At 65.3% G+C, this 20234-nt stretch carries 21 protein-coding genes; 7 read left to right on the forward strand and 14 right to left on the reverse strand.

Going from position 1 to position 20234, the window contains the following annotated elements; all coding sequences use genetic code 11:
• Positions 1–25: 25 nt before the first annotated feature.
• The gene (locus ACFMPD_RS01570; protein ID WP_380990979.1) at positions 26–697 is read right to left on the reverse strand and encodes a winged helix-turn-helix domain-containing protein; all 672 of its coding nucleotides are present in this window, start codon (positions 695–697) and stop codon (positions 26–28) included.
• 194 nt (positions 698–891) lie between these two features.
• Between ACFMPD_RS01570 and ACFMPD_RS01575 the strand changes: the two genes are divergently transcribed.
• Both ACFMPD_RS01575 and ACFMPD_RS01580 read left to right on the forward strand, forming a co-directional pair.
• Entirely contained in the window at positions 892–2028 is a 1137-nt protein-coding gene (locus tag ACFMPD_RS01575; RefSeq protein ID WP_380990982.1) for a trypsin-like peptidase domain-containing protein, read from the forward strand.
• 333 nt (positions 2029–2361) lie between these two features.
• Entirely contained in the window at positions 2362–3198 is an 837-nt protein-coding gene (locus ACFMPD_RS01580) for a CAP domain-containing protein (protein WP_380990984.1), read from the forward strand.
• Positions 3199–3243: 45 nt separating this feature from the next.
• On the opposite strand, the gene ACFMPD_RS01585 is transcribed toward ACFMPD_RS01580, so the two are convergent.
• A complete protein-coding gene (locus tag ACFMPD_RS01585) occupies positions 3244–3708 on the reverse strand; it encodes an Lrp/AsnC family transcriptional regulator (RefSeq protein ID WP_380990987.1) in 465 nt (154 codons plus the stop codon).
• A 139-nt stretch (positions 3709–3847) separates the two neighbouring features.
• Between ACFMPD_RS01585 and ald the strand changes: the two genes are divergently transcribed.
• Complete coding sequence (ald, locus tag ACFMPD_RS01590; RefSeq protein WP_380990990.1) at positions 3848–4966, forward strand: alanine dehydrogenase; 1119 nt, start codon at positions 3848–3850, stop codon at positions 4964–4966.
• 52 nt (positions 4967–5018) lie between these two features.
• On the opposite strand, the gene ACFMPD_RS01595 is transcribed toward ald, so the two are convergent.
• The 3 genes from ACFMPD_RS01595 to ACFMPD_RS01605 form a co-directional block, all read right to left on the reverse strand.
• Complete coding sequence (locus ACFMPD_RS01595; protein WP_380990993.1) at positions 5019–5843, reverse strand: mechanosensitive ion channel family protein; 825 nt, start codon at positions 5841–5843, stop codon at positions 5019–5021.
• Between the two features lie 247 nt (positions 5844–6090).
• Positions 6091–6315 carry an MscL family protein gene (locus ACFMPD_RS01600; RefSeq protein WP_380990995.1) on the reverse strand — a complete coding sequence of 75 codons (225 nt, stop codon included), beginning with the start codon at positions 6313–6315 and terminating at the stop codon, positions 6091–6093.
• A gap of 204 nt (positions 6316–6519) precedes the next feature.
• Entirely contained in the window at positions 6520–6969 is a 450-nt protein-coding gene (locus ACFMPD_RS01605) for a YtoQ family protein (protein WP_380990998.1), read from the reverse strand.
• Between the two features lie 125 nt (positions 6970–7094).
• Between ACFMPD_RS01605 and ACFMPD_RS01610 the strand changes: the two genes are divergently transcribed.
• On the forward strand, positions 7095–7493 hold the full coding sequence (locus ACFMPD_RS01610; protein ID WP_380991000.1) for a hypothetical protein: 399 nt from the start codon (positions 7095–7097) through the stop codon (positions 7491–7493).
• A gap of 12 nt (positions 7494–7505) precedes the next feature.
• Here ACFMPD_RS01610 and ACFMPD_RS01615 read toward each other — a convergent pair whose 3' ends face one another.
• From ACFMPD_RS01615 to dgcN, 5 genes are all read right to left on the reverse strand, one after another.
• Complete coding sequence (locus ACFMPD_RS01615) at positions 7506–7940, reverse strand: GNAT family N-acetyltransferase (protein ID WP_380991003.1); 435 nt, start codon at positions 7938–7940, stop codon at positions 7506–7508.
• A gap of 7 nt (positions 7941–7947) precedes the next feature.
• On the reverse strand, positions 7948–10344 hold the full coding sequence (gene pheT, locus ACFMPD_RS01620) for a phenylalanine--tRNA ligase subunit beta (protein ID WP_380991005.1): 2397 nt from the start codon (positions 10342–10344) through the stop codon (positions 7948–7950).
• Positions 10345–10557: 213 nt separating this feature from the next.
• Complete coding sequence (locus ACFMPD_RS01625) at positions 10558–11418, reverse strand: D-amino-acid transaminase (RefSeq protein WP_380991008.1); 861 nt, start codon at positions 11416–11418, stop codon at positions 10558–10560.
• A gap of 9 nt (positions 11419–11427) precedes the next feature.
• Positions 11428–12390, reverse strand: coding sequence for an N-acetyl-D-Glu racemase DgcA (gene dgcA / locus ACFMPD_RS01630; RefSeq protein WP_380991011.1), 963 nt, complete (start codon positions 12388–12390; stop codon positions 11428–11430).
• Between the two features lie 61 nt (positions 12391–12451).
• Positions 12452–13453: an N-acetyltransferase DgcN gene (gene dgcN, locus ACFMPD_RS01635; RefSeq protein WP_380991014.1), complete on the reverse strand. Its 1002-nt coding sequence runs from the start codon at positions 13451–13453 to the stop codon at positions 12452–12454.
• Between the two features lie 311 nt (positions 13454–13764).
• Here dgcN and ACFMPD_RS01640 point away from each other — a divergent pair, with 311 nt between their 5' ends.
• Entirely contained in the window at positions 13765–14859 is a 1095-nt protein-coding gene (locus ACFMPD_RS01640) for an HpcH/HpaI aldolase/citrate lyase family protein (protein ID WP_380991017.1), read from the forward strand.
• A gap of 33 nt (positions 14860–14892) precedes the next feature.
• Here ACFMPD_RS01640 and ACFMPD_RS01645 read toward each other — a convergent pair whose 3' ends face one another.
• Together ACFMPD_RS01645 and ACFMPD_RS01650 are read right to left on the reverse strand one after the other, a co-directional pair.
• Positions 14893–15372, reverse strand: coding sequence for a DUF411 domain-containing protein (locus tag ACFMPD_RS01645; RefSeq protein WP_380991091.1), 480 nt, complete (start codon positions 15370–15372; stop codon positions 14893–14895).
• A gap of 32 nt (positions 15373–15404) precedes the next feature.
• The gene (locus tag ACFMPD_RS01650; RefSeq protein ID WP_380991021.1) at positions 15405–17651 is read right to left on the reverse strand and encodes a heavy metal translocating P-type ATPase; all 2247 of its coding nucleotides are present in this window, start codon (positions 17649–17651) and stop codon (positions 15405–15407) included.
• 213 nt (positions 17652–17864) lie between these two features.
• Between ACFMPD_RS01650 and ACFMPD_RS01655 the strand changes: the two genes are divergently transcribed.
• Positions 17865–18293: a MerR family transcriptional regulator gene (locus ACFMPD_RS01655; RefSeq protein ID WP_380991024.1), complete on the forward strand. Its 429-nt coding sequence runs from the start codon at positions 17865–17867 to the stop codon at positions 18291–18293.
• Positions 18294–18320: 27 nt separating this feature from the next.
• Here ACFMPD_RS01655 and ACFMPD_RS01660 read toward each other — a convergent pair whose 3' ends face one another.
• A complete protein-coding gene (locus ACFMPD_RS01660; RefSeq protein WP_380991027.1) occupies positions 18321–18512 on the reverse strand; it encodes a hypothetical protein in 192 nt (63 codons plus the stop codon).
• The gene (locus tag ACFMPD_RS01665; protein ID WP_380991030.1) at positions 18513–18761 is read right to left on the reverse strand and encodes an aspartate 1-decarboxylase; all 249 of its coding nucleotides are present in this window, start codon (positions 18759–18761) and stop codon (positions 18513–18515) included.
• Between the two features lie 431 nt (positions 18762–19192).
• Between ACFMPD_RS01665 and nadA the strand changes: the two genes are divergently transcribed.
• Positions 19193–20233 (forward strand): quinolinate synthase NadA, encoded by a 1041-nt coding sequence (nadA, locus tag ACFMPD_RS01670; protein WP_380991033.1) that lies wholly within the window; start codon positions 19193–19195, stop codon positions 20231–20233.
• Position 20234: the final 1 nt, after the last annotated feature.

Raw genomic sequence — 20234 nt, forward strand, 5'->3', positions numbered from 1 at the left:
CGCAACAGCGGAGACAGCCGGCCCCTCACGCGTCAATCCGATAGCCGGCGCCGCGCACCGTCTTGATCAGCTCGGTATCAAAGGGCTTGTCCACCTTGGCCCGCAACCGGCTGATATGGGTTTCCACCACGTTGGTCATCGGATCGAACCGGATGTCCCAAACCGATTCCAGCAGCATCGTGCGGGTCTGAACCCGGCCCTTGCGGCGCAGCAGATGCTCCAGAATGGCGAATTCTCGGGGCAACAGATCGATGGCGACCCCGTCGCGGGTTACCTTGCGCGCCATCAGGTCCATTTCCAGCCCACCGGCACGCAGCACGGTCTCTTGTTCCAGCGTCGGCGGCCGCCGGGCCAGCGCCGCGACCCGGGCCGACAATTCACCATAGGCAAAGGGTTTGACCAGATAGTCGTCGCCGCCCGCATTCAGCCCGCTGATACGGTCCTCGACGCTGCCCAGTGAAGTCAGGAACAGCACCGGAGTCCGGGTTCCCGCCCCCCGCAGAGTCTTGACCAGCGTCAGCCCGTCGATTTCCGGCAGCATCCGGTCGACGATCAGCACGTCCTGGTCGCCCCCGGTGGCCTGTATCAGCGCTGTGCGCCCGTCCTTGACCCAATCGACGCTATTGCCCTCTTCGCGCAGGCCGCGGGCGATGAAGGCCCCGGTCGTCTCGTCATCTTCGGCCACCAGTATCTTCATGGTCTTCCTCGATCCCTGCTTGCGCAGGCGGCCCGTGCCATGCCGCGCGCTCCCGCATTCTAGGACTCCGGCGGGGCGGTTTCCACGCGCGCGCCGGCAGATGACAAATTTGTATAGCGCCGATGAGGCGCCTGTAAGCCCCGCTTCCCAGATAGGCGTCACGAAACCGCAAACACCAAGAACGGAGCATCGCCATGAGCTTTCACCTGCGCCCTCTTTCCCGCCCCTCGCATCGCCTGGCCGGTCTGGCGTTGACCGCCGCGCTGGTTTCGACCAGCCTGGTGGCCCTGACGCCCGGCGCGGCGCGGGCGGTGCCGGCGGGCGGATATGGCGATCTGGTCGAAACCGTTTCGCCCAGCGTCGTCTATATCGAGGTCCAGAACCGGCCGCAGACCGGGGCCGCGCCGACCACCCTGCCCCCGGGCCTGCCCGAAGAGCTGCACCGCCGGTTCGGCGGGCTCATCCCCGACCTGCCATCGCCCGGCTCCGGCGCCCCGCGCCAGTCGGTCGGCTCTGGCTTTGTCATTTCGTCCGAGGGCGAGATCGTGACCAACCACCATGTCGTGGCCGGCGCCGACCGCGTGACCGTCACGCTGCATGACGGACAGCGCCTGCAGGCCACGGTGATCGGCAGCGACCCGATGACCGATATCGCCCTGCTCAAGGTCGAGGCCGGCAGCGACTTGCCGGCGGTGCGCTTCGGCATTTCGGCCGGGATCCGCCCGGGCGACGAGGTCGTGGCCGTGGGCAATCCGTTTGGCCTGGGGGGCACGGTCACCTCGGGCATCGTGTCGGCCACGTCACGCAACATCCAGTCCGGCCCCTATGACGATTTCATCCAGACCGACGCGGCGATCAACCGGGGCAATTCTGGCGGGCCGCTGTTCAACAACGCCGGCGAGGTGATCGGCGTCAATACGGCGATCTTTTCGCCGGATGGCGGTTCGGTCGGGATCGGGTTCGCGGTGCCGTCGGACCTGGTGCAGTCGATCGTCGCCGATCTGCAGGATGACGGCAGTGTCACCCGCGGCTGGCTGGGCGTGCGGATCAAACCGATGCCGCCCGAGATCGCCCAGGTGCTGGGCTATGACGCCCCAAGGGGCGCGATGGTCGAAGCGGTCACCCCGGACAGCCCCGCGGACCGCGCAAAGCTGCGCAAAGGCGATATCATCCTGTCGTTCAACGGCACCCGGATCGACGAGCTGCGCGACCTGACCCGCGCCGTCGCCGAAACCGCCCCGGAACAGCACGCCGAGATGGTGGTTCTGCACAAGGGCAACAGCGTCACCCGCCAGGTGACCGTCGGCATTCTGCAACCGCAGGACGCCTGACGTCGCGGCCTGCCCGGCGGGCTGCCGGGCAGGTCATCCACCACTCGCGGGGTCATGCCCCGGCGCTGTTCATTCGGCGTCGGGGCATGATTCCTTGCCATGACGCGCCGAAGCGGGCGCACTGCCCGAGGCGGCCTGCGATCCGCCCCAGGCGATCCCGCGCCCAACAGTTGCCGGTCTCGGCCGTTTTGGCGGGGTTTCGCCGCCCGCCGCCCCCCGCTGTCAGCGCCGATCGGCCCAGTTCCGCCGGTGCCGGCACAGCCGCCTTGTCTCAGTGCCGTAAATCTCACACACCAGCGCCGCCCGGCAGGCAACACGACACAGGAGCACCGAATGTCACAGGCAAACGAACTGGAATGGCAGATGCTGGATCTGATCAACGGCGAGCGCACGGCCCACGGGCTGCAGCCGCTCAAGCTGGATCTGCGTCTGAACGAGTCCAGCGAGGATCACAGCAGCTGGATGCTGAGCACCGACATCTTTTCGCATACCGGCATCAACGGCACCAATGCCGGCGACCGGATGCGCGACGCCGATTTCGTGTTTTCCGGCAGCTGGGGCTGGGGCGAGAATATCGCCTGGCAATCCGAGCGCGGCGCGACCGGGCTGGCGGATGACGTGATCAGCCTGCACAATGCGCTGATGAACAGCCCCGGACACCGGGCCAACATCCTGCGCCCGGAATACGAGGTGATCGGTATTGGCGTCGAATATGGCGACTACAAGGGCTGGGATGCGGTCATGATCACGCAGAACTTTGCCCGCACCAGCGCCCCGCTGCAACTGGACCAGCAGAACGCCCCCACCGCCAATACACCGCCGGTGGTCGAGGTCGATGACATCAACGTCGCGCGCTATCCCGGCGCCCGGTCGGTCAAGCTGAAGAAAGAGCTGACATTCACGGATGCCGATGGCGACAGCCCGGTCTGGTACGAACTGCTGGACACGGTCGGGCGTGACAATTTCCGCTTTCGCGGCGAGGGCAAGATCGACGCCAGTTCGCCGGTGCGGGTTGCCGCCGCCGATCTGGACAAGGTGCGGGTCGGTTTTGACCTCAAGCCCGGCTCCAGCACGCTGCAAGTGCGCGCCTTTGACGGCGAGGACGTCAGCGAATGGGAGACGTTCACGCTGAACACCCTGACGCCTGATGACTGGCTGGCCCTGGCCTGATCCGTCACCACAAACGCCCCGATCCGGCGCCAAACCGGGGCCGGATCAGCGCTGAACCGGCAGCGCCGTGGTCTTGAACACGGTGCGCAGCGCAAAGCTGCTCTGCATCTGCGCCACACCGGGCAGCCGCGCCAGGTATTGTCGGTGGATGCGGGCGAAATCGTCGGTGTTCTCGGCAACCACCTTCAGGATGTAATCCGCGGTGCCGGCCATCAGGTGGCATTCCAGAACGTCGGGAATCCGCGACACCGCCTTTTCGAACGCGTCCAGCACCTCGTCGGCCTGCCCCTGCAGCGTGATCTCTACGAAAACCGTCGTCGCGACGCCCAGCTTGCGGGCGTCCAGCAGGGCGACATAGTCGCGGATATACCCCTCGGCCTCCAGCCGCTGCACCCGGCGATGACAGGCCGAAGGCGACAGGTTCACTTTGTCCGACAGGTCCGCATTGGACATGCGCCCGGTAACCTGCAGCGCAGACAGAATCTTACGATCAATTGGATCCAGGACCATATACGCAAAACTTTAGCGCTGTTTTCAGAACTCTTCGAAGTATATTCGCAGGTCCCCCCTGATTGCGAGGGAAAGTTGCACACTTATTGCGCCCAGTTTGCGCTATCACGGTCCCATCACGCAAATGGGAGGAGTTCACATGAAAATCGGGTGCCCGAAAGAGATAAAACCACAGGAATTTCGCGTCGGGATCACGCCGAACGCGGCCCGCGAAGCGGTCGAGAACGGCCACGAGGTGATGATCGAAACCAAGGCCGGCCTGGGGTCGGGCTTTGACGATGCCGCCTATGAGGCGGTCGGCGCGACCATCATCGGCAGCGCCGAAGAGGTCTTTGCCGTCGCCGACATGATCGTCAAGGTCAAGGAACCCCAGGCGCCCGAGCGCAAGATGCTGCGCCGGGGCCAGTTGCTGTTCACCTATCTGCATCTGGCGCCGGATCCGGATCAGACCCGCGACCTGCTGGACAGCGGCTGCACGGCCATCGCCTATGAAACCGTGACCGACCGCAGTGGCGGTCTGCCGCTGCTGGCGCCGATGTCCGAGGTAGCCGGTCGCCTGGCGCCGCAGGTTGGTGCCTGGACGCTGCAAAAGGCAAATGGCGGGCGCGGTGTGCTGATGGGCGGCGTGCCCGGTGTCGGCCCGGCGCGGGTCATCGTCATCGGCGGCGGCGTCGTCGGCACCCATGCGGCGCGCATTGCCGCCGGGATGGGCGCGGATGTCACCGTTCTGGACCGGTCGCTGCCGCGCCTGCGCTATCTGGACGACGTGTTCGGCAGTGTCTTCAACACCGGCTATTCCACGGCCGGCCTGATGGCGGAATTGCTGCCGCTGGCGGATATGGTCATCGGCGCGGTGCTGATCCCCGGTGCCGCCGCGCCAAAACTGGTGACCAAGGCGCAATTGTCGGACATGAAACCCGGCGCGGTTCTGGTGGATGTCGCCATCGACCAGGGCGGCTGTTTCGAGACTTCGCGCGCCACCACCCATGGCGATCCGATCTATGAGGTGGACGGGGTAATGCATTACTGCGTGGCCAACATGCCGGGCGCGGTGGCGCGGACCTCGACCATCGCGCTGGGCAACGCCACTCTGCCGTTCATGCTGGCGCTGGCCAACAAGGGCTGGAAACAGGCCTGCGCGGATGATCCGCACCTGCTGGCGGGTCTGAACGTGCATGACGGGAAACTGACCTATGCCGCCGTGGGCGAGGCCCTGGGGCTGGACGTGGTGTCCGCCGCCGACCTGGTCAACGGATGAAACATAAACGGGCCGGGCCGACGCATGGTCAGGCCCGGCCCATTGCCGCGTGTTACCCGGCTTTCTGAATTTCGACCGAATGCGGATAGGGGATGGAAATGCCCGCCGCGTCGAACGCCTCTTTGACCGCCTTGGTCATGTGGAATTTCAGTTCCCAGAAATCGCTGGCCTGGCACCACAGCCGGGCGGTCAGATCGACCGAGCTGTCGCCCAGATTGGTCACCCGGACCCAGGGCTCCGGATCGGCCAACACCCGGCTGTCGGCGGCGGCCAGATCGCGGATGATCCGCATCGCCGCATCGGCATCGTCGCCATAGTCGATGCCAAACACCAGATCGACCCGGCGGGTGTCGTGATGCGAGAAATTGCGAATGATCGCCCCCCAGGCCTGACCGTTGGGCACGATGATCTGCACATTGTCCGGCGTCGACAATTCGGTGAAGAACAGGTTCAGGTCGACAACCGTGCCCGAGGTGCCGCCGATATCGACAAACTGGCCCAGCTTGAACGGCCGGAACAGGATCAGCATGAACCCGGCGGCCAGATCGCTGAGCGTGCCCTGCAGCGCCAGGCCGATGGCCAGCGTCGCGGCCCCCAGCATCGCGACCAGGCTGGTGGCCTGGATGCCGAACAGGCCCAGAACCGCGACCAGCACCATCAGCAGGATCACCCAGCGCACGATGCTGGCGGCGAAACTGCCCAATGTCTGGTCGATCTCGGGATGGGCGTTGACCCGGCGCCGCACGAAACGCGACAGGATCCCGGCGGCCATCCAGCCAAGGATCAGAACCACCAGCGCCTTGGCACCGTTTATGATCAATGGGGTATAGTCCCCCAACTGATCCAGCAATTGCTGCAATTGTGGCATTTCCTGCATCTGTTCACCTCATATATCGGTCAATCGAAAACGTCCCGGCCTGTTAAGAAAAAGGGCCTGCCGGAAGCAAGCCCTTTTAGGTCGCGTGAGTGGTTGGGTTGCTTTTTGAGTGCGTCGCGGATTTCGACCAGCAAGTCCAGTTCCAGGGAGCCTGCCGGTTCCGGGGACGTCGCGGGCTGAGGCCTCAGAGCCACACCCCTGGCCCGATTGACAATCTTGACCAGGACACAGACGACAATGGCGATGATCAGGAGATTTGTCGCCGCCATGACCAACCCGCCCCAGGCGAAACTACGGCACCGGCCTCTCCGGCCGTACTGATCGAACCGAATTCGCCCTGGCCCAACAGGTCGTATCGGCCGGCGAAATCAACGCCGCCCAGGAACAGGCTGACAATCGGATTGATCAGATCGGCAACCCGTGATCCGACGATCGCGGTAAAGGCATCGCCGATGATGATGCCGATGGCCATGTCCATGACATTGCCCGTGGGATGAAATCCCTGAATTCCCTGATCATGTCCGTTTTCCCCTGACTTGCCCGCAAGACCCGACAACGCATGCCTGGTACCCAGGAACCGGGATGCCCGGTCCGGGAACCGGAGTTCAGGTGAAAGATCCACCCTGCCTCCCCCGGAGGGGACCGGAATGGAGGCCTGCAGGACGGATCGCCACGCCTAGCCCGGCAACACCCCGTCCAGCACATAGCGCAGGATTTCGACCACCTGGCGCGGCTGTTCGGCTACCGCCAGGGCCGCGGCGTGCACTTCTTTCAGCGCATGCTGATGTTCGGGCGGGTTCAGCACGATGATGGACTTGCCAAGCGCCGCGGCATACCCGGCATCAAAGGCGGCATTCCATTGCTTGTACTTGTCCCCGAAGCGCACCACGACGACATCGGCATCTGCAATCCCCTTGCGGGTGCGGATGGCGTTTACCATCGCGCCCTTGTGGTCATGCCAGTACTTGTCCGGTTCGCCCCCCAGGATTGCCACGCCACAATCGTCGCTGGCGCCATGATCTGTGACCGGGGCGCTGAAGGATACATCCAGATCCGCCGCTGCGCTTTTGATCTGTTCGCGCCAATCGGTGTGAATCTCTCCGGAGAGATATACTCTGAGCGTCACTGGCCACCTCCTGTCCCGGTTCCATATTGACCTATCGCAGGTCTGGCATTCCGGCAATCCGAATAACCGCGAAACGTGAGGCGCTTGCGCGCTAGCACAATGGCATCCCCATGGAGGGCCGCACGATGCCAGGACCCGACAACGAGACCAAGAAGCAGATCGGCGAAGCCAAGAAAAAGGTCGCCGGAGAGATCAAGAAACTGGCCAACAAAACCAAGAAACCGCTGGAAAAGGCGCAAAAGCGGGCCGCCGCGCGGAACAAGAAACTGAAACAGCTGTTCAAGGTCTGCAAGAAGGAGACGGACAAGACCAGCAAGGCGATCAGCCTGCAGCCGAAGGACTATGTACCCGAGGACAAGAAAGACATTCCGATCTGGCGAAAGGACATGGCGCCCTGGTATCGCGACATCATCAACAAGGAACCCGGCTGGTCCATCGGGGGTGATCTGCGCAGCACCGGTGATCTGTCGCTCTGGGACAATAAGGGCATGATCACGATCTCGGGCAAATTCCGGAACCCCTAGGCGACCGTGATGTCAATCCAGCCGGCGCGACATCGTGACCTTGCGGTCCGTTCGCCCGGTTTCCCGCCAGCCGAGATGACGATACAGGCTGACATTTTCCGGCATGTCCACGTGGGTCGCCAGGTCGATCCTGACGGCGTTGCGCTGGCGGGCCTCGGCCAGGGCGGTCTCGATCAGACGCCGACCGACTCCGCACCCGGCGCAGCGCGGTTCCACGGCGATGTTGATCATATGCGCGGCCTCGCCAGTAACCGACAGGACAATCCCGCCACAAATGGGTCCGTCAACAGCCACCCAGACCAGATGTTGTCGAATGTCTTCTTCCACCCCCTGCGCCACCGGGGGCAAGGACACGCCGCTATCCCGGGCCGCCGCATAGGCGGCCTCTATGCAACGAGCCAAATCCGCCGCATCCGAGACGCGGGCGCGGCGAATGATCGGCGTCACCGTTCCGTTATCCCCGCAGCACGCCGCCGGTTGCCTTAGTCACCTTTTCGACGATCCGCGCGCTGACCGCCTCGATCTCGGCATCCTTCAGCGTCTTGTCGACGGGCTGCAGGCGGACTGTGACCGCCAGAGATTTCTTGCCCTCGCCCAGATTGCCGCCGATGAATTCGTCAAAGACCCGCACGTCTTCGATCAACGTCTTGTCGGCGCCGGCGGCGGCGTTGATCAGGGACAGTGCGTCGACATCGGCATCCACGACAAAGGCAAAGTCGCGCTCGACCGCCTGCAGATCGCGCAGTTCCAGCGCTGCGCGGGTGGCACCCTTCTTGCGCGGCAGGGGCACTTCGTCAGGCCAGATCGAAAAGGCCATCGCGGGTCCTTTGACGTTCATCGCCGCCAGCACCCGTGGATGCAGCTCGCCAAAGATGCCCAGCACCTTTTTCGGTCCCAGACAGATTCGGCCATGCCGGCCCGGATGCCACCATTCGCGCGCCCCGCGCAGGATCTGCACCTTGGCCGGGGCGCCGATCGCCGCCAGCACCGCCTCGGCATCGGCCTTGACGTCATAGACATCCACCGGACGCGACGCGCCATGCACATCCTTGGGGCCGGTGCGCCCGACCAGCAGGCCCGAGACCAGCGCATGCTGTTCTTCCGGTTCGCCGCCGTGAAAGGCCGGACCGACCTCGAACAGCGCCAGATCCATGAAACCGCGCGCCTGATTGCGCGCCGCGGCCTGCAACAGCCCGGGCAGCAGCGCCGGGCGCATGTGGCTCATCTCGGAACTGATCGGGTTTTCCAGCATTGTCGCGTCATCGCCGCCACCGAACAGCGCGGCGCTGGCCTGATCGATAAAGGAATAGGTGACACATTCGTCATAGCCCAGGGCCGCGCAGGTGCGGCGGGCCGCCCGCTGGCGGCGCTGGACCGGGGTCATCACCGGGCGCGGCACCCCCGGCGTCAGGCGTGGCAGCGGCCGGCCTTCGAGTCGGGTCAGGGACGCCACGCGGGCCACTTCCTCGACCAGATCGGCCTCGCCCTGCACGTCCGGGCGCCAGCTGGGCACATGGGCCATGTCGCCCTCCAGCCGAAACCCCAGCCGGGTCAGCGTCTGGCGCTGCTGGCTTTCGGCGATCTCCATGCCCACCAGGCTCTGCACCCGGGCCGCGTTCAGCCGATAGGCGCGGTCATGATCCGGCATCGCGCCGGCGATGACCACGTTCGAAGGCTCGCCGCCGCACAGATCCAGAATCATCTGCGTCGCCAGTTCCAGACCTTCCAGCGTGAATTTCGGATCGACCCCGCGTTCAAATCGATAACGCGCGTCGGAATTGATCTTCAGCGCCCGCCCGGCCAGGGCAATCTGCACATGATCCCAGTAAGCACTTTCCAGGAACACATCTACAGTGTCGCCGGTCACCCCTGTTGGGGCGCCGCCCATGATGCCCGCGATGCTTTCCGGCCCGTTGTCATCCGAGATGACCATCATGCCGGCGTCCAGCACGTATTCCTTTTCGTCCAGCGCCACCAATCGTTCACCGCCCGCGGCGCGGTGCACCCGCAGCCCGCCGGCGACCTTGGCCGCATCAAAAACGTGCAGCGGCCGGTTGCGGTCATAGGTGAAATAGTTGGTGATATCGACCAGCGCCGAAATCGGCCGCAGGCCGATGGCCCGCAACTGATCCTGCAGCCATTGCGGCGAATGCCCGTTCCGGACCCCGCGGATCACCCGGCCCGCGAATAGCGGGCAACCGTCGCGCGTGTCCTCGTCGATGCTGACCGGGATCGGGCAGGGAAAATCACCAGGGACCGGGGCAAAGCCGTGCTCTTTCAGCGTGCCGAGCCCGCGCGCCGCCAGATCGCGTGCGATGCCCTGCACGCCCAGCGCATCCGGGCGGTTCGGGGTGATCGCAATCTCGATGACCGGATCGACCTTGGCCGGGTCGTTTTCCGCCAGCCAGTCGATGAACCGGTCGCCGATCTCGCCGCTGGGCAGTTCGATGATGCCGTCATGCTCGTCGGACAGTTCCATCTCGCGTTCACTGGCCATCATGCCAAAGCTCTCGATGCCGCGGATCTTGCCGACGCCGATGGTGATGTCGATGCCGGGCACGTAAACGCCGGGCTTGGCCACCACCACGGTGATGCCCTCGCGCGCGTTCGGGGCGCCGCAAATGATCTGCAATTCGCCCTCGTCGGTGGCCACCTTGCAGACCTTCAGTCGGTCCGCTTCGGGGTGCTTTTCGGCCTGCAGCACCTTGCCGATGGTAAAGTCCGCCAACCGGGCCGCCGGGTTGGTGACGCCCTCGACCTCAAGCCCCAGATCGGTCAGGGCATCGAGTATCTCGTCAAGGCTGGCTTGCGTGTCCAGATGGTCTTTCAACCAGGAAAGCGTGAATTTCATGCGACAGGCCCTTGCGCTGGAAAATGCGTGGCCCCGGCAATGGCAAAGTTTGACGCAAGGTGCAAGCCATAGGGGCCCGCGCGCCGCGCCGCCGCATGGTCGCACCCCGCCACGGCGGCGGTTCCGGGCACCGCCGGCCCGCCCCGGGCTGCCCTGCGCCGGGCCGGCCTGCCGGACCCGGCGCCTCGCTGCTCCGATCCGGCCTCCTGGCGATCAGATCGCCGCCTTGCGGCTTTCCTCGAGATAGATTTCCCGCAGCCGCGACGCCACCCGGCCCGGCGTGCCGTCGCCCAGCTTTGTGCCGTCGATCTCGACGACCGGCATGACAAAGGTGCTGGCCGAGGTGACAAAGGCCTCGTCCGCCGCCTTGGCCTCGTCGATGGTGAAATTGCGTTCCTCGACCACCATCTGCGCTTCTTGCGCAAACCGCAGCACGGCGGCGCGGGTGATCCCGTGCAGAATGTCCTGGGACCGTTCGCGGGTGATGATCTTGCCGTCCTTGACGATATAGGCGTTGTTGCTGGTGCCTTCGGTCACATAGCCGTCCTGCACCATCCAGGCATCGTCGGCGCCGGCCTTTTTGGCCAGCATCTTGCCCATGCTCGGATAGAGCAACTGCACCGTCTTGATATCGCGCCGCCCCCAGCGAATGTCGTCGATGCTGATCACCGACAGACCCTTTTGCGCCACCGGACTGTCGGCCAGCCCCGGCTTGTTCTGGGTGAACAGCACCAGGGTCGGCGTGGTCTCATCCGGGTCGGGATAGGCGAAATCGCGATCCGCCGGCGCACCGCGGGTGATCTGCAGATAGACCATGCCCTGATCGATGCCGTTGCGCGCAATCAGTTCGCGATGGATCGCCAGCAATTCGTCCTTGCTGACCGGGCTGGCCATCTCCAGTTCGTCCAGTGATCGCTGCAGCCGCACCGCATGGCCGTCGAAATCGATCAGTTTGCCATCCAGCACGCTGGTCACCTCATAGACCCCGTCCGCCATCAGGAAACCGCGGTCAAAGATCGAGATCCGGGCCTCGTTTTCCGGCAGGTAATCGCCGTTCACGTAAACGGTTCGCATATATCTCTCCTATCCCCAGAGTGCCGCATCAGGCGGGTGCACACCCTTTTCGTCGAATGTCAAAGGATTGTCACGGTCTTCGGCCAACAAGAGCGGGCCGTCAAGATCCGTGATCATCGCGCCCTGCGCCACCAGCACCGCCGGCGCCATCGCCAGCGACGAGCCGACCATGCAGCCGACCATCACGCCATAGCCCTGCTCGCGCGCCGCCTGGCGCAGAACCAGCGCCTCGGTCAGCCCGCCGGTCTTGTCCAGCTTGATGTTGACCACGTCATACTTGCCCTTCAGCCCGGGCAGGCTGGCGCAGTCGTGACAGCTTTCGTCGGCACAGACCGGCACCGGGCGCGGCAGGCCCAGCAGCGCATCATCCGCCCCGGCCGGCAGGGGCTGTTCCACCAGCGCAACACCCAGCCGCTGCAGATGCGGCGCCAGATCGGCATAGATTTCCGCGCTCCAGCCCTCGTTGGCATCGACGATGATCCGGGCGCGCGGCGCGCCCTGGCGCACCGCCTCCAGCCGCGGCATGTCATCGGGCGTGCCCAGCTTGATCTTGAGCAGCGGCCGGTGCGCATGGCCCGCTGCCTGCGCGCGCATTGCCGCAGGGCTGTCCAGCGACAGGGTATAGGCCGTCAGCTCCGGCCCCGGCGCAGCCAGCCCGGCCAGTTGCCAGACCCGCTTGCCGGCCCGCTTGGCCGCGAGATCCCAAAGGGCGCAATCGACCGCGTTGCGTGCGGCCCCGGCCGGCAGGGCCGCGGCCAGTTCGTCCCGCGAGATGTCGGCGGGCAGCGCCTCGATCTGCGCCGTCACGCTGTCCGGGGTCTCGCCATAGCGGGCGTAGGGCACGCATTCGCCGCGACCGTGATGATCGCCCTGCTCGACGGTCACGGTCAGCACCTGCGCCTCGCTGCGCGAGCCCCGCGAAATGGTAAAGACCTGCGCCAGCCGGAACACGTCGCGTTGCACCCTGATCATCTCGCTCGCCTTTCCCTTCTGCGCCGCCCGGCCACGTCCGATGATCCGGAGCAACCGCTTGTCACAGCGCCTGCAAGGCCTCGGCCAGCCGATCCGCCCCCTGGCGGAACGGGTCCAGCGCCGGCAAGCCCATGCGGGCCTCGACGGCTTGCAGATAGGACAGCGCCGCATCCTCGGACATATGCTGGGTATTGACCGAAATGCCAACCACCTGACAGGCCGGGTTGGACACCCGCGCCAGCGGCAGGGCAGTGTCGCGCAGGGTTTCAAGTGTCGGCAAATCATAACCCGGCAGGCCGCGCATATGCGGGCGCGTCGGCTCGTGACTGAGGATCAGCGCATCCGGCTGGCCGCCATGGATCAGCGCCAGCGTCACACCGGAATACGAGACGTGGAACAGACTGCCCTGCCCTTCGATGATGTCCCAGTGATCGTCGTCATTGTCCGGCGTCAGGTACTCGACCGACCCGGCCATGAAATCGGCGATGACCGCATCCAGCGGCACCCCGTGCCCGGTGATCAGAATGCCGGTCTGGCCGGTAGCGCGAAAGGTGCTTTTCATGCCGCGTTGCCGCATCGAAGCATCCAGCGCCAGCGCCGTGTACATCTTGCCGACCGAACAATCCGTTCCCACCGCCAGCACCCGCTTGCCGCGGCGCTTGACGCCGGTTGCGATCGGATAGCCCACCGTCGGCACCCGCACGTCATGCAGCGTGCCGCCATGGGTCTGGGCGGCGGCGACCAGATCGCCCTCGTCGCGCAACAGGTTGTGCAGCCCCGAGGCCAGGTCGAACCCCATTTCCAGTGCGGCCACCAGAACATCCTTCCAGGCCTGGCTGATCACACCGCCGCGATTGGCCACGCCGATCACCAGCGTCTTGGCGCCCGCCGCGCGGGCCTGGGCAAGGGTCATGTCCACCAACCCCAGATCGGCGCCGCAACCGGGCAGCCGGAATTGCCCGACGGCGTTCTCTGGACGCCAGTCCTTGATCCCCTGCGCGACCTTGGCGGCCAGCGCATCCGGGGCATCGCCCAGAAACAACAGATACGGGGTCTCGATCATGGCGCCACTCTCCTGTGCTGTCGGCCCGGGTCCAGAACCCGGTGCGTTCGGCCGCACAATAGGGCCGTGGGTGCAAGAGCGTTTCGCGTATTGCACGTCAAATGGGACGAATTGCACAAGAATATTCGAAGTTTTATGAATATTTCGAGTGTTTCTTGCAGAAGCTTCATTATGTGCGCAAGAAATAGCAGTTCGCCCCTGCCGCAGAAGCGCGATATTTCTGCACCTGCACAATACGCTTGCGCGACACCGCGCAATTTAATACCCCCTGACGCAGCAAAATCGCAACTTCCTTACCCGAGAGGCCCACCATGAGCTTTCGCCTACAGCCTGCCGCCCCCTCCCGCCCGAACCGCTGCCAGTTGTTCGGCCCCGGATCGCGCCCCGCCCTGTTCGAAAAGATGGCGGCCAGTGCTGCCGACGTGATCAACCTGGATCTCGAGGATTCGGTCGCGCCCAGCGACAAGGACAGCGCGCGCGCCAATATCATCGCCGCGATTTCCGACGTGGACTGGGGCAACAAGACCCTGTCGGTGCGGATCAACGGGCTGGACACACCGTGGTGGTATCGCGACGTGGTCGATCTGCTGGAACAGGCCGGTGACCGGCTGGACCAGATCATGATTCCCAAGGTCGGTTGCGCCGGCGATCTCTATGCGGTCGACGCGCTGGTCACCGCCATCGAGGCCGCCANACCGTGGTGGTATCGCGACGTGGTCGATCTGCTGGAACAGGCCGGTGACCGGCTGGACCAGATCATGATTCCCAAGGTCGGTTGCGCCGGCGATCTCTATGCGGTCGACGCGCTGGTCACCGCCATCGAGGCCGCCAAGGGGCGCAGCAAGAAGATCGACTTCGAGGTGATCATCGAAAGCGCGGCGGGCATCGCCCATGTCGAGGACATCGCCGCCGCCTCGCCCCGCCTGGTTGCCATGAGCCTGGGCGCCGCCGACTTTGCCGCGTCGATGGGCATGCAGACCACCGGGATCGGCGGCACGCAGGAAAACTATTACATGCTGCGCGAAGGCGAAAAGCACTGGTCCGACCCCTGGCACTGGGCCCAGGCCGCCATTGTCGCCGCCTGCCGCACGCACGGCCTGTTGCCGGTGGATGGCCCGTTCGGCGATTTCAGCGACGATGACGGCTTTCGCGCCCAGGCGCGGCGTTCGGCGACGCTGGGCATGGTCGGAAAATGGGCGATCCACCCCAAGCAGATCGCCCTGGCCAACGAGGTGTTCACCCCCTCCGAAGAAGCCGTCGCCGAGGCCCGCGAAATCCTGGCGGCGATGGAACAGGCCAAGGCCAATGGCGAAGGCGCCACCGTCTACAAGGGGCGGCTGGTCGATATCGCCTCGATCAAGCAGGCCGAGGTCATTGTGCGCCAGTCCGAGATGATTGCCGGCTAGGCCCAAAGGCGCCGGGTGGACCCGGCGCTGCCTTCAGGCCTCGGGACCGGCGGCATAGCTGGCATAGACCGCCGTCGTGCCATCCCGGCGGATCAGGAACACCTGATACGCCTCGCGCGCGCTTTCCGGCCCCATGCCGGGCGAGCCATAGGGCATGCCCGGCACCGCCAGCCCGACGGCATCGGGCTGTTCGTCCAACAGGCGGCGGATATCGGCGGCGGGCACATGCCCCTCGATCACGTAACCGGCGATCTGCCCGGTGTGGCAGGACATCATCCGTTGCGGAATGCCCTGCTCGATCTTGAAGCGTGTCAAGGCGGTGCCCAGGCTGTTTTCGGTGGTCACCTCAAACCCTTGGGCCTGCAGGATCTCGACCCAGGCAGTGCAACACCCGCAATTCGGATCCTTCAGAACGTGAATCGCCGGTCGGGCGGGCACCGCCGCTACCGGCAGGGCAGAGGTCAGCGTCAGCGCGGCAGCGCCCGCAATCAGTGTGCGGCGGTCGGTTGGCATGTGGGTCATACTGGTATCCTTTTCGCAAAAGCTCAGGTCAGAGGTTCGGAAGTCGCGGCCGTCGCGGCGGGCCGCAGATTTGTTGTGGCGGAAATCCTGTCGCGAAATCCCAACAATCGCAGCGCGTTCAGGGTGACCAGAACCGTCGCGCCGGTATCGGCCAGAACCGCGATCCAAAGGCCAGTGACGCCCAGCACCGTGGTCACCAGAAAGACCAATTTCAAACCCAGCGCAATGGCCACATTCTGGCGGATATTCGACATCGTGGCCCGGGCCAGGCGCAGCAGTGCGACCACATCGGTGACCCGGTTGCGCAGCAGCGCGCCGTCGGCGGTTTCCAGCGCCACGTCCGTGCCCGAGCCCATGGCCACACCGACCTGGGCCGCCGCCAGCGCCGGCGCATCGTTGATACCGTCCCCCACCATCATCACCCGGGACAGCCGGGCCAAATCGCGGATCTCGGCCACCTTGTCCTCGGGCAACAGGTCGGCGCGGTGATCCAGCCCGATCTGTCCGGCGACAGCCGCCGCCGTGCTGGCATTGTCACCGGTCAGCATGACCGACTGAACGCCCATCGCCGCCAGCCGCGAAACCGCCTCGGCGGCCTCGGGGCGCGGCTCGTCGCGCAGCGCGATCAGCCCCAGCAGGCGATCCGGCGCGAACACCGCTACCACCGTTTTTCCCTGCGCCTGCAGCTGTGCGGCCCGGCTTCGGGCGCAATCGCTCAGCACACCCGCCGCCTCGGCAAGGCGGGGCGCGCCGACCGTCCATCTGATGCCGTTCAGAACCGCGCTGGCGCCCAAACCCGGCGTCGCGACGGCAGCGCTGGACGGCGGCGGCACCACGCCTTCGGCAGCGGCCCGGCGCAGGATCGCCTGCGCCAGCGGGTGACTGGAGCCTGTTTCGACCGCCGCCGCAGTCGCAAGGACCGTGGTCGACCGGCCGTCGATGGCCACGATATCCAGGACATCGGGACGCCCCTGGGTCAGGGTGCCTGTCTTGTCAAAGGCGACGCAGTCGATGGCTGCGGCGGTCTCGATCACCGCACCGCCCTTCATCAGCACCCCCTGCCGTGCGCCGGCGGACAGGGCCGAAGCGATCGACGCCGGAACCGAGATGACCAGCGCGCAGGGACAGCCGATCAGCAACAATGCGAGGCCGCGATAGATCCAGACCTGCCAGGCGGCGTCGGCCAGCAGCGGCGGCCCGACAGCGACCAGCAGGGCCAAGGTCACCACCGCCGGCATATAGTGGCGGCTGAACCGGTCGATGAACCGTTCCGTGGGTGCCCGGGCGGTTTCGGCCTCTTCGACCAGCCGGACGATCCGCGCGATCGTGTTGTCCGCCGCCGCCCGCGTCACCCGCAGCCGCAGCTCAGCCTGGGCGTTGATGGATCCGGCATAGACCGTGCTGCCGGAGCGTTTCAGGCTGGGCACGCTTTCACCCGTTACCGGGCTTTCATCGACTTCGGACAGCCCAACGACAACAACGCCATCCGCCGGGACCCGGTCGCCGGGGCGCACCTGTACCACCTGGCCGATGGTCAGATCGGCGGCGTCGACGGCGCGTATTTCGTCGCCGACAACCAGGCGCGCGGATCGCGGCACCAGATCTGCAAGGGCGCGGATACCGTCGCGGGCCTTGCCCGCGGCCAGGCTTTCCAGCCTTTCACCGACCGCGAACAGGAACACCACCAGGGCCGCCTCTTCGGCCGCGCCGATGAACAGAGCACCCAGCGCAGCAATGGTCATCAGCATTTCAATGGTAAAGGGCATCCCGGCCCGCGCGGTTGCGATGGCCCGCCGGGCCACCGGCGCGACCGCGATCAGCGTCGCGGCGACAAAGACCAGATCGGCCACGGCACTGCCGACGATCAGCCGAACCGCCCAGGCCACCGCCAGCATGGCACCGGTCAGAATCAGTAATTTTCCCTTGCCGGTGCGATACCAGGGCGGAGTTCGCTGCGGCGGGGCCGGCTGGGGCGCGGTCGCTGCAGCGGCGGCCACCGCGTTCGGCAGTACAAAGCCATGTGCTGCAGGCTGCGCCGGCTCGGTCTCGGGTCCGATCCCAAAGCCCAGCGCGCGCACGGCCCTTTCCACCTGTGCCGGCGTCGTCCGGTCCGGGTCCAGCGTCAGATGCAGGCGTTCCGCCATCAGGGCGATTTCGACATCAGCAACCCCAGGCAGATCGGTAACCGCCGCCCGCACCTTGGCCGCGCATGACCCGCAATCCATGCCGGTAACGCGCCATTCACGCCGTTTTACGCTCTGTTCTGTCATCCGTTTCCCCGGTGCAAAGGTTGGGCCTGATGATCTGGTCCGGCGGCGATATCCGCTGTTGCCAACATAAAAGCTGCAGCCCCTAGAGCTTCAAGCCCGAATTGGCGGAGGTTGGCCGTTCGGCCAGAGAATCGGCCTTTCCGGCGATCCGATTTGTTGCGGTGCCGCCGGGTAAACCCTACATTTGCCATAGGTTTTACGGAAAGGAGCATCATGCTGAGCATCGGGACGATGGCCAAACGAACCGGCACCAAGGTGCAGACCATCCGGTATTACGAACAGATCGGCCTGCTGCCCGAACCCGGGCGCACAGCGGGCGGGCAGAGGCGCTATGGCTCGGCCGATCTGGACCGGCTGGCTTTTGTCCGTCATGCGCGGCAACTGGGCTTTTCTCTGGACGCGATTCGCGAGTTGCTGGCCCTTTCGGACCATCCCGACCAGCCCTGTTCGGACGCGGATTCCATCGCCCGGCGGCAATTGCGCCATGTCGATGCGCGCATTGCCCGGCTTGAGGCCCTGCGCGGCGAGTTGCGCCGCATGATAACGCAATGTGCCGGCGGCACGGTCGCCGATTGCCGGGTGCTGGAGGTGCTGCGCGACCATGCCGAATGCCTGACCGACCATGACAAGATCGGCGCCTGACCGGATCGCGCCGCCGCAGCCGCCGTATCAGCCGGCAGCCAAGTCCCGCGGCGCGGCCGTTTCCTGTTCGATGGCAAAGGAATAGCGCCCGTCCGAACCACGCCCGACGACATAGGTCATCACGTCCTGCACCCGGTTGTCCCGGTCAAAGGTCAGGATCGTCGGCCGGATCCGCGTCAGGTCCTGTTCCTCGGCATAGATGGAATTGCAGATGATCACCTAGTCGCCCGGCTGGCAGGTGCGCGCCGCCGCCCCGTTCAACACGCAGCAGCCCGAACCGCGTTCGCCAAAGATGACATAGGTGGTGATGCGGGCACCGGAATTCTTGTTCCAGATTTCGACGAATTCCATCGGCAGAATCCCCGCCGCTTCGCAATGCGCGGGGTCCAGCGTGACGGACCCGTGATAGTCGATATTCGCGTCGGTGACATAAAGGCCGTGCAGCTTTCCGGCCACGATCTTGCGCATGATATATCCTTTGCCTGTCCCGGTGCGCGGCTGCACGCGGTCGATGCCGTACGATTCCGCTGCCTAAAGCACAGGACGGGCGGGCGGCTCAAGGGCGAAGCCGCCTGCAGGGGCAGAAAAGGTGCCGTAGCGTCAATATGCCCCGACCCGTGCCTGCGCGCCCCGCCGCGCCGGCCGCCAAGGGCAGAAACACCGCGCAAACCGAACGTGCAAGCGGCATTTCCGGTCCGCAGCCCCCTTGCATGCCGCGGCAGCGGGGCCGGCGGGCTTGCGGCGGTTGCGCACTTTGGCAGCCGTTCCACTTGCCGCCCGGGGGCGCAGCGACTAAACAGCCCGCGCGCCGCGCTCGTGCCGGCGCGGCGCGCGGATCGGCCTACCCGGCCCGGCGTCCACCGTACCAAGATCGAGGTTCCGGACCTTTGCTTGACCAGATGGCCCTACGCGACGAACTGTCCTCGCATTACGATCTCGCCCCCTCGCCCGAGCTGGCCGAGGAGATGCGCGACATCTATGCCCGGATGGAACGCGTCGTCTCGCCGCCCGACTGGGCAATCCATGCGCCCTATGTCGCGGCGATCAACCGCCTTAAGAAACAGCGCAATGCCGTGATTCTGGCGCATAACTACATGACGCCGCAAATCTATCACGGCATTGCCGATTTCGTCGGCGACAGCCTGCAGCTGGCCGTCAAGGCCACCGAGGTCGAGGCCGATGTCATCGTCCAGTGCGGCGTGCATTTCATGGCCGAGACATCCAAGATACTGAACCCGTCCAAGACGGTTCTGATCCCCGACATGGAGGCCGGCTGTTCGCTGGCCGAATCGGTCACCGCCGCAGACATCGACAAGATGCGCAGGCAATATCCCGGCGCGCCGGTGGTCACCTATGTCAACACCACCGCCGCGGTAAAGGCCGCTTCGGACATCTGTTGCACCTCGTCCAATGCCGCCCAGATCGTCGCCGCGATGGACAGCGACACGGTGATCATGACACCGGACCAGTATTTGGCACAGAACGTCGCCAAGCAGGTGCCCGAAAAGCGCGTGGTCTGGTGGGAGGGCTCGTGCATTGTGCACGAGCAATACACGCCCGAGGATCTGCGCGGGTTTCGCGACGAGAATCCCGGCACAAGGATCATCGCGCATCCGGAATGCACGCCCGCCGTGGTGGCCGAAGCCGATTTTTCGGGCTCGACCAGCGGCATCATCGATTATGTGACCCGCGAACAGCCGGAGCAGGCGATGCTGGTCACCGAATGCTCGATGGCTTCCAACATCTCGGATCAACTGCCCGGGGTCGAGTTCCTGGGGCCCTGTAACATGTGTCCCTACATGAAAAAGATCACGTTGGAAAAAGTGCTGTGGTCGCTGCATAGCATGACCGGCGCGGTCGAGGTCGAACCGACCGTGGCCGATCAGGCCCGGGTCGCGGTTGAGCGGATGATCGATCTGTCGCGCCGCCTCGCGGTCTGAC

It is taken from the genome of Sedimentitalea sediminis, assembly GCF_042687825.1.
Taxonomy (GTDB): domain Bacteria; phylum Pseudomonadota; class Alphaproteobacteria; order Rhodobacterales; family Rhodobacteraceae; genus Sedimentitalea.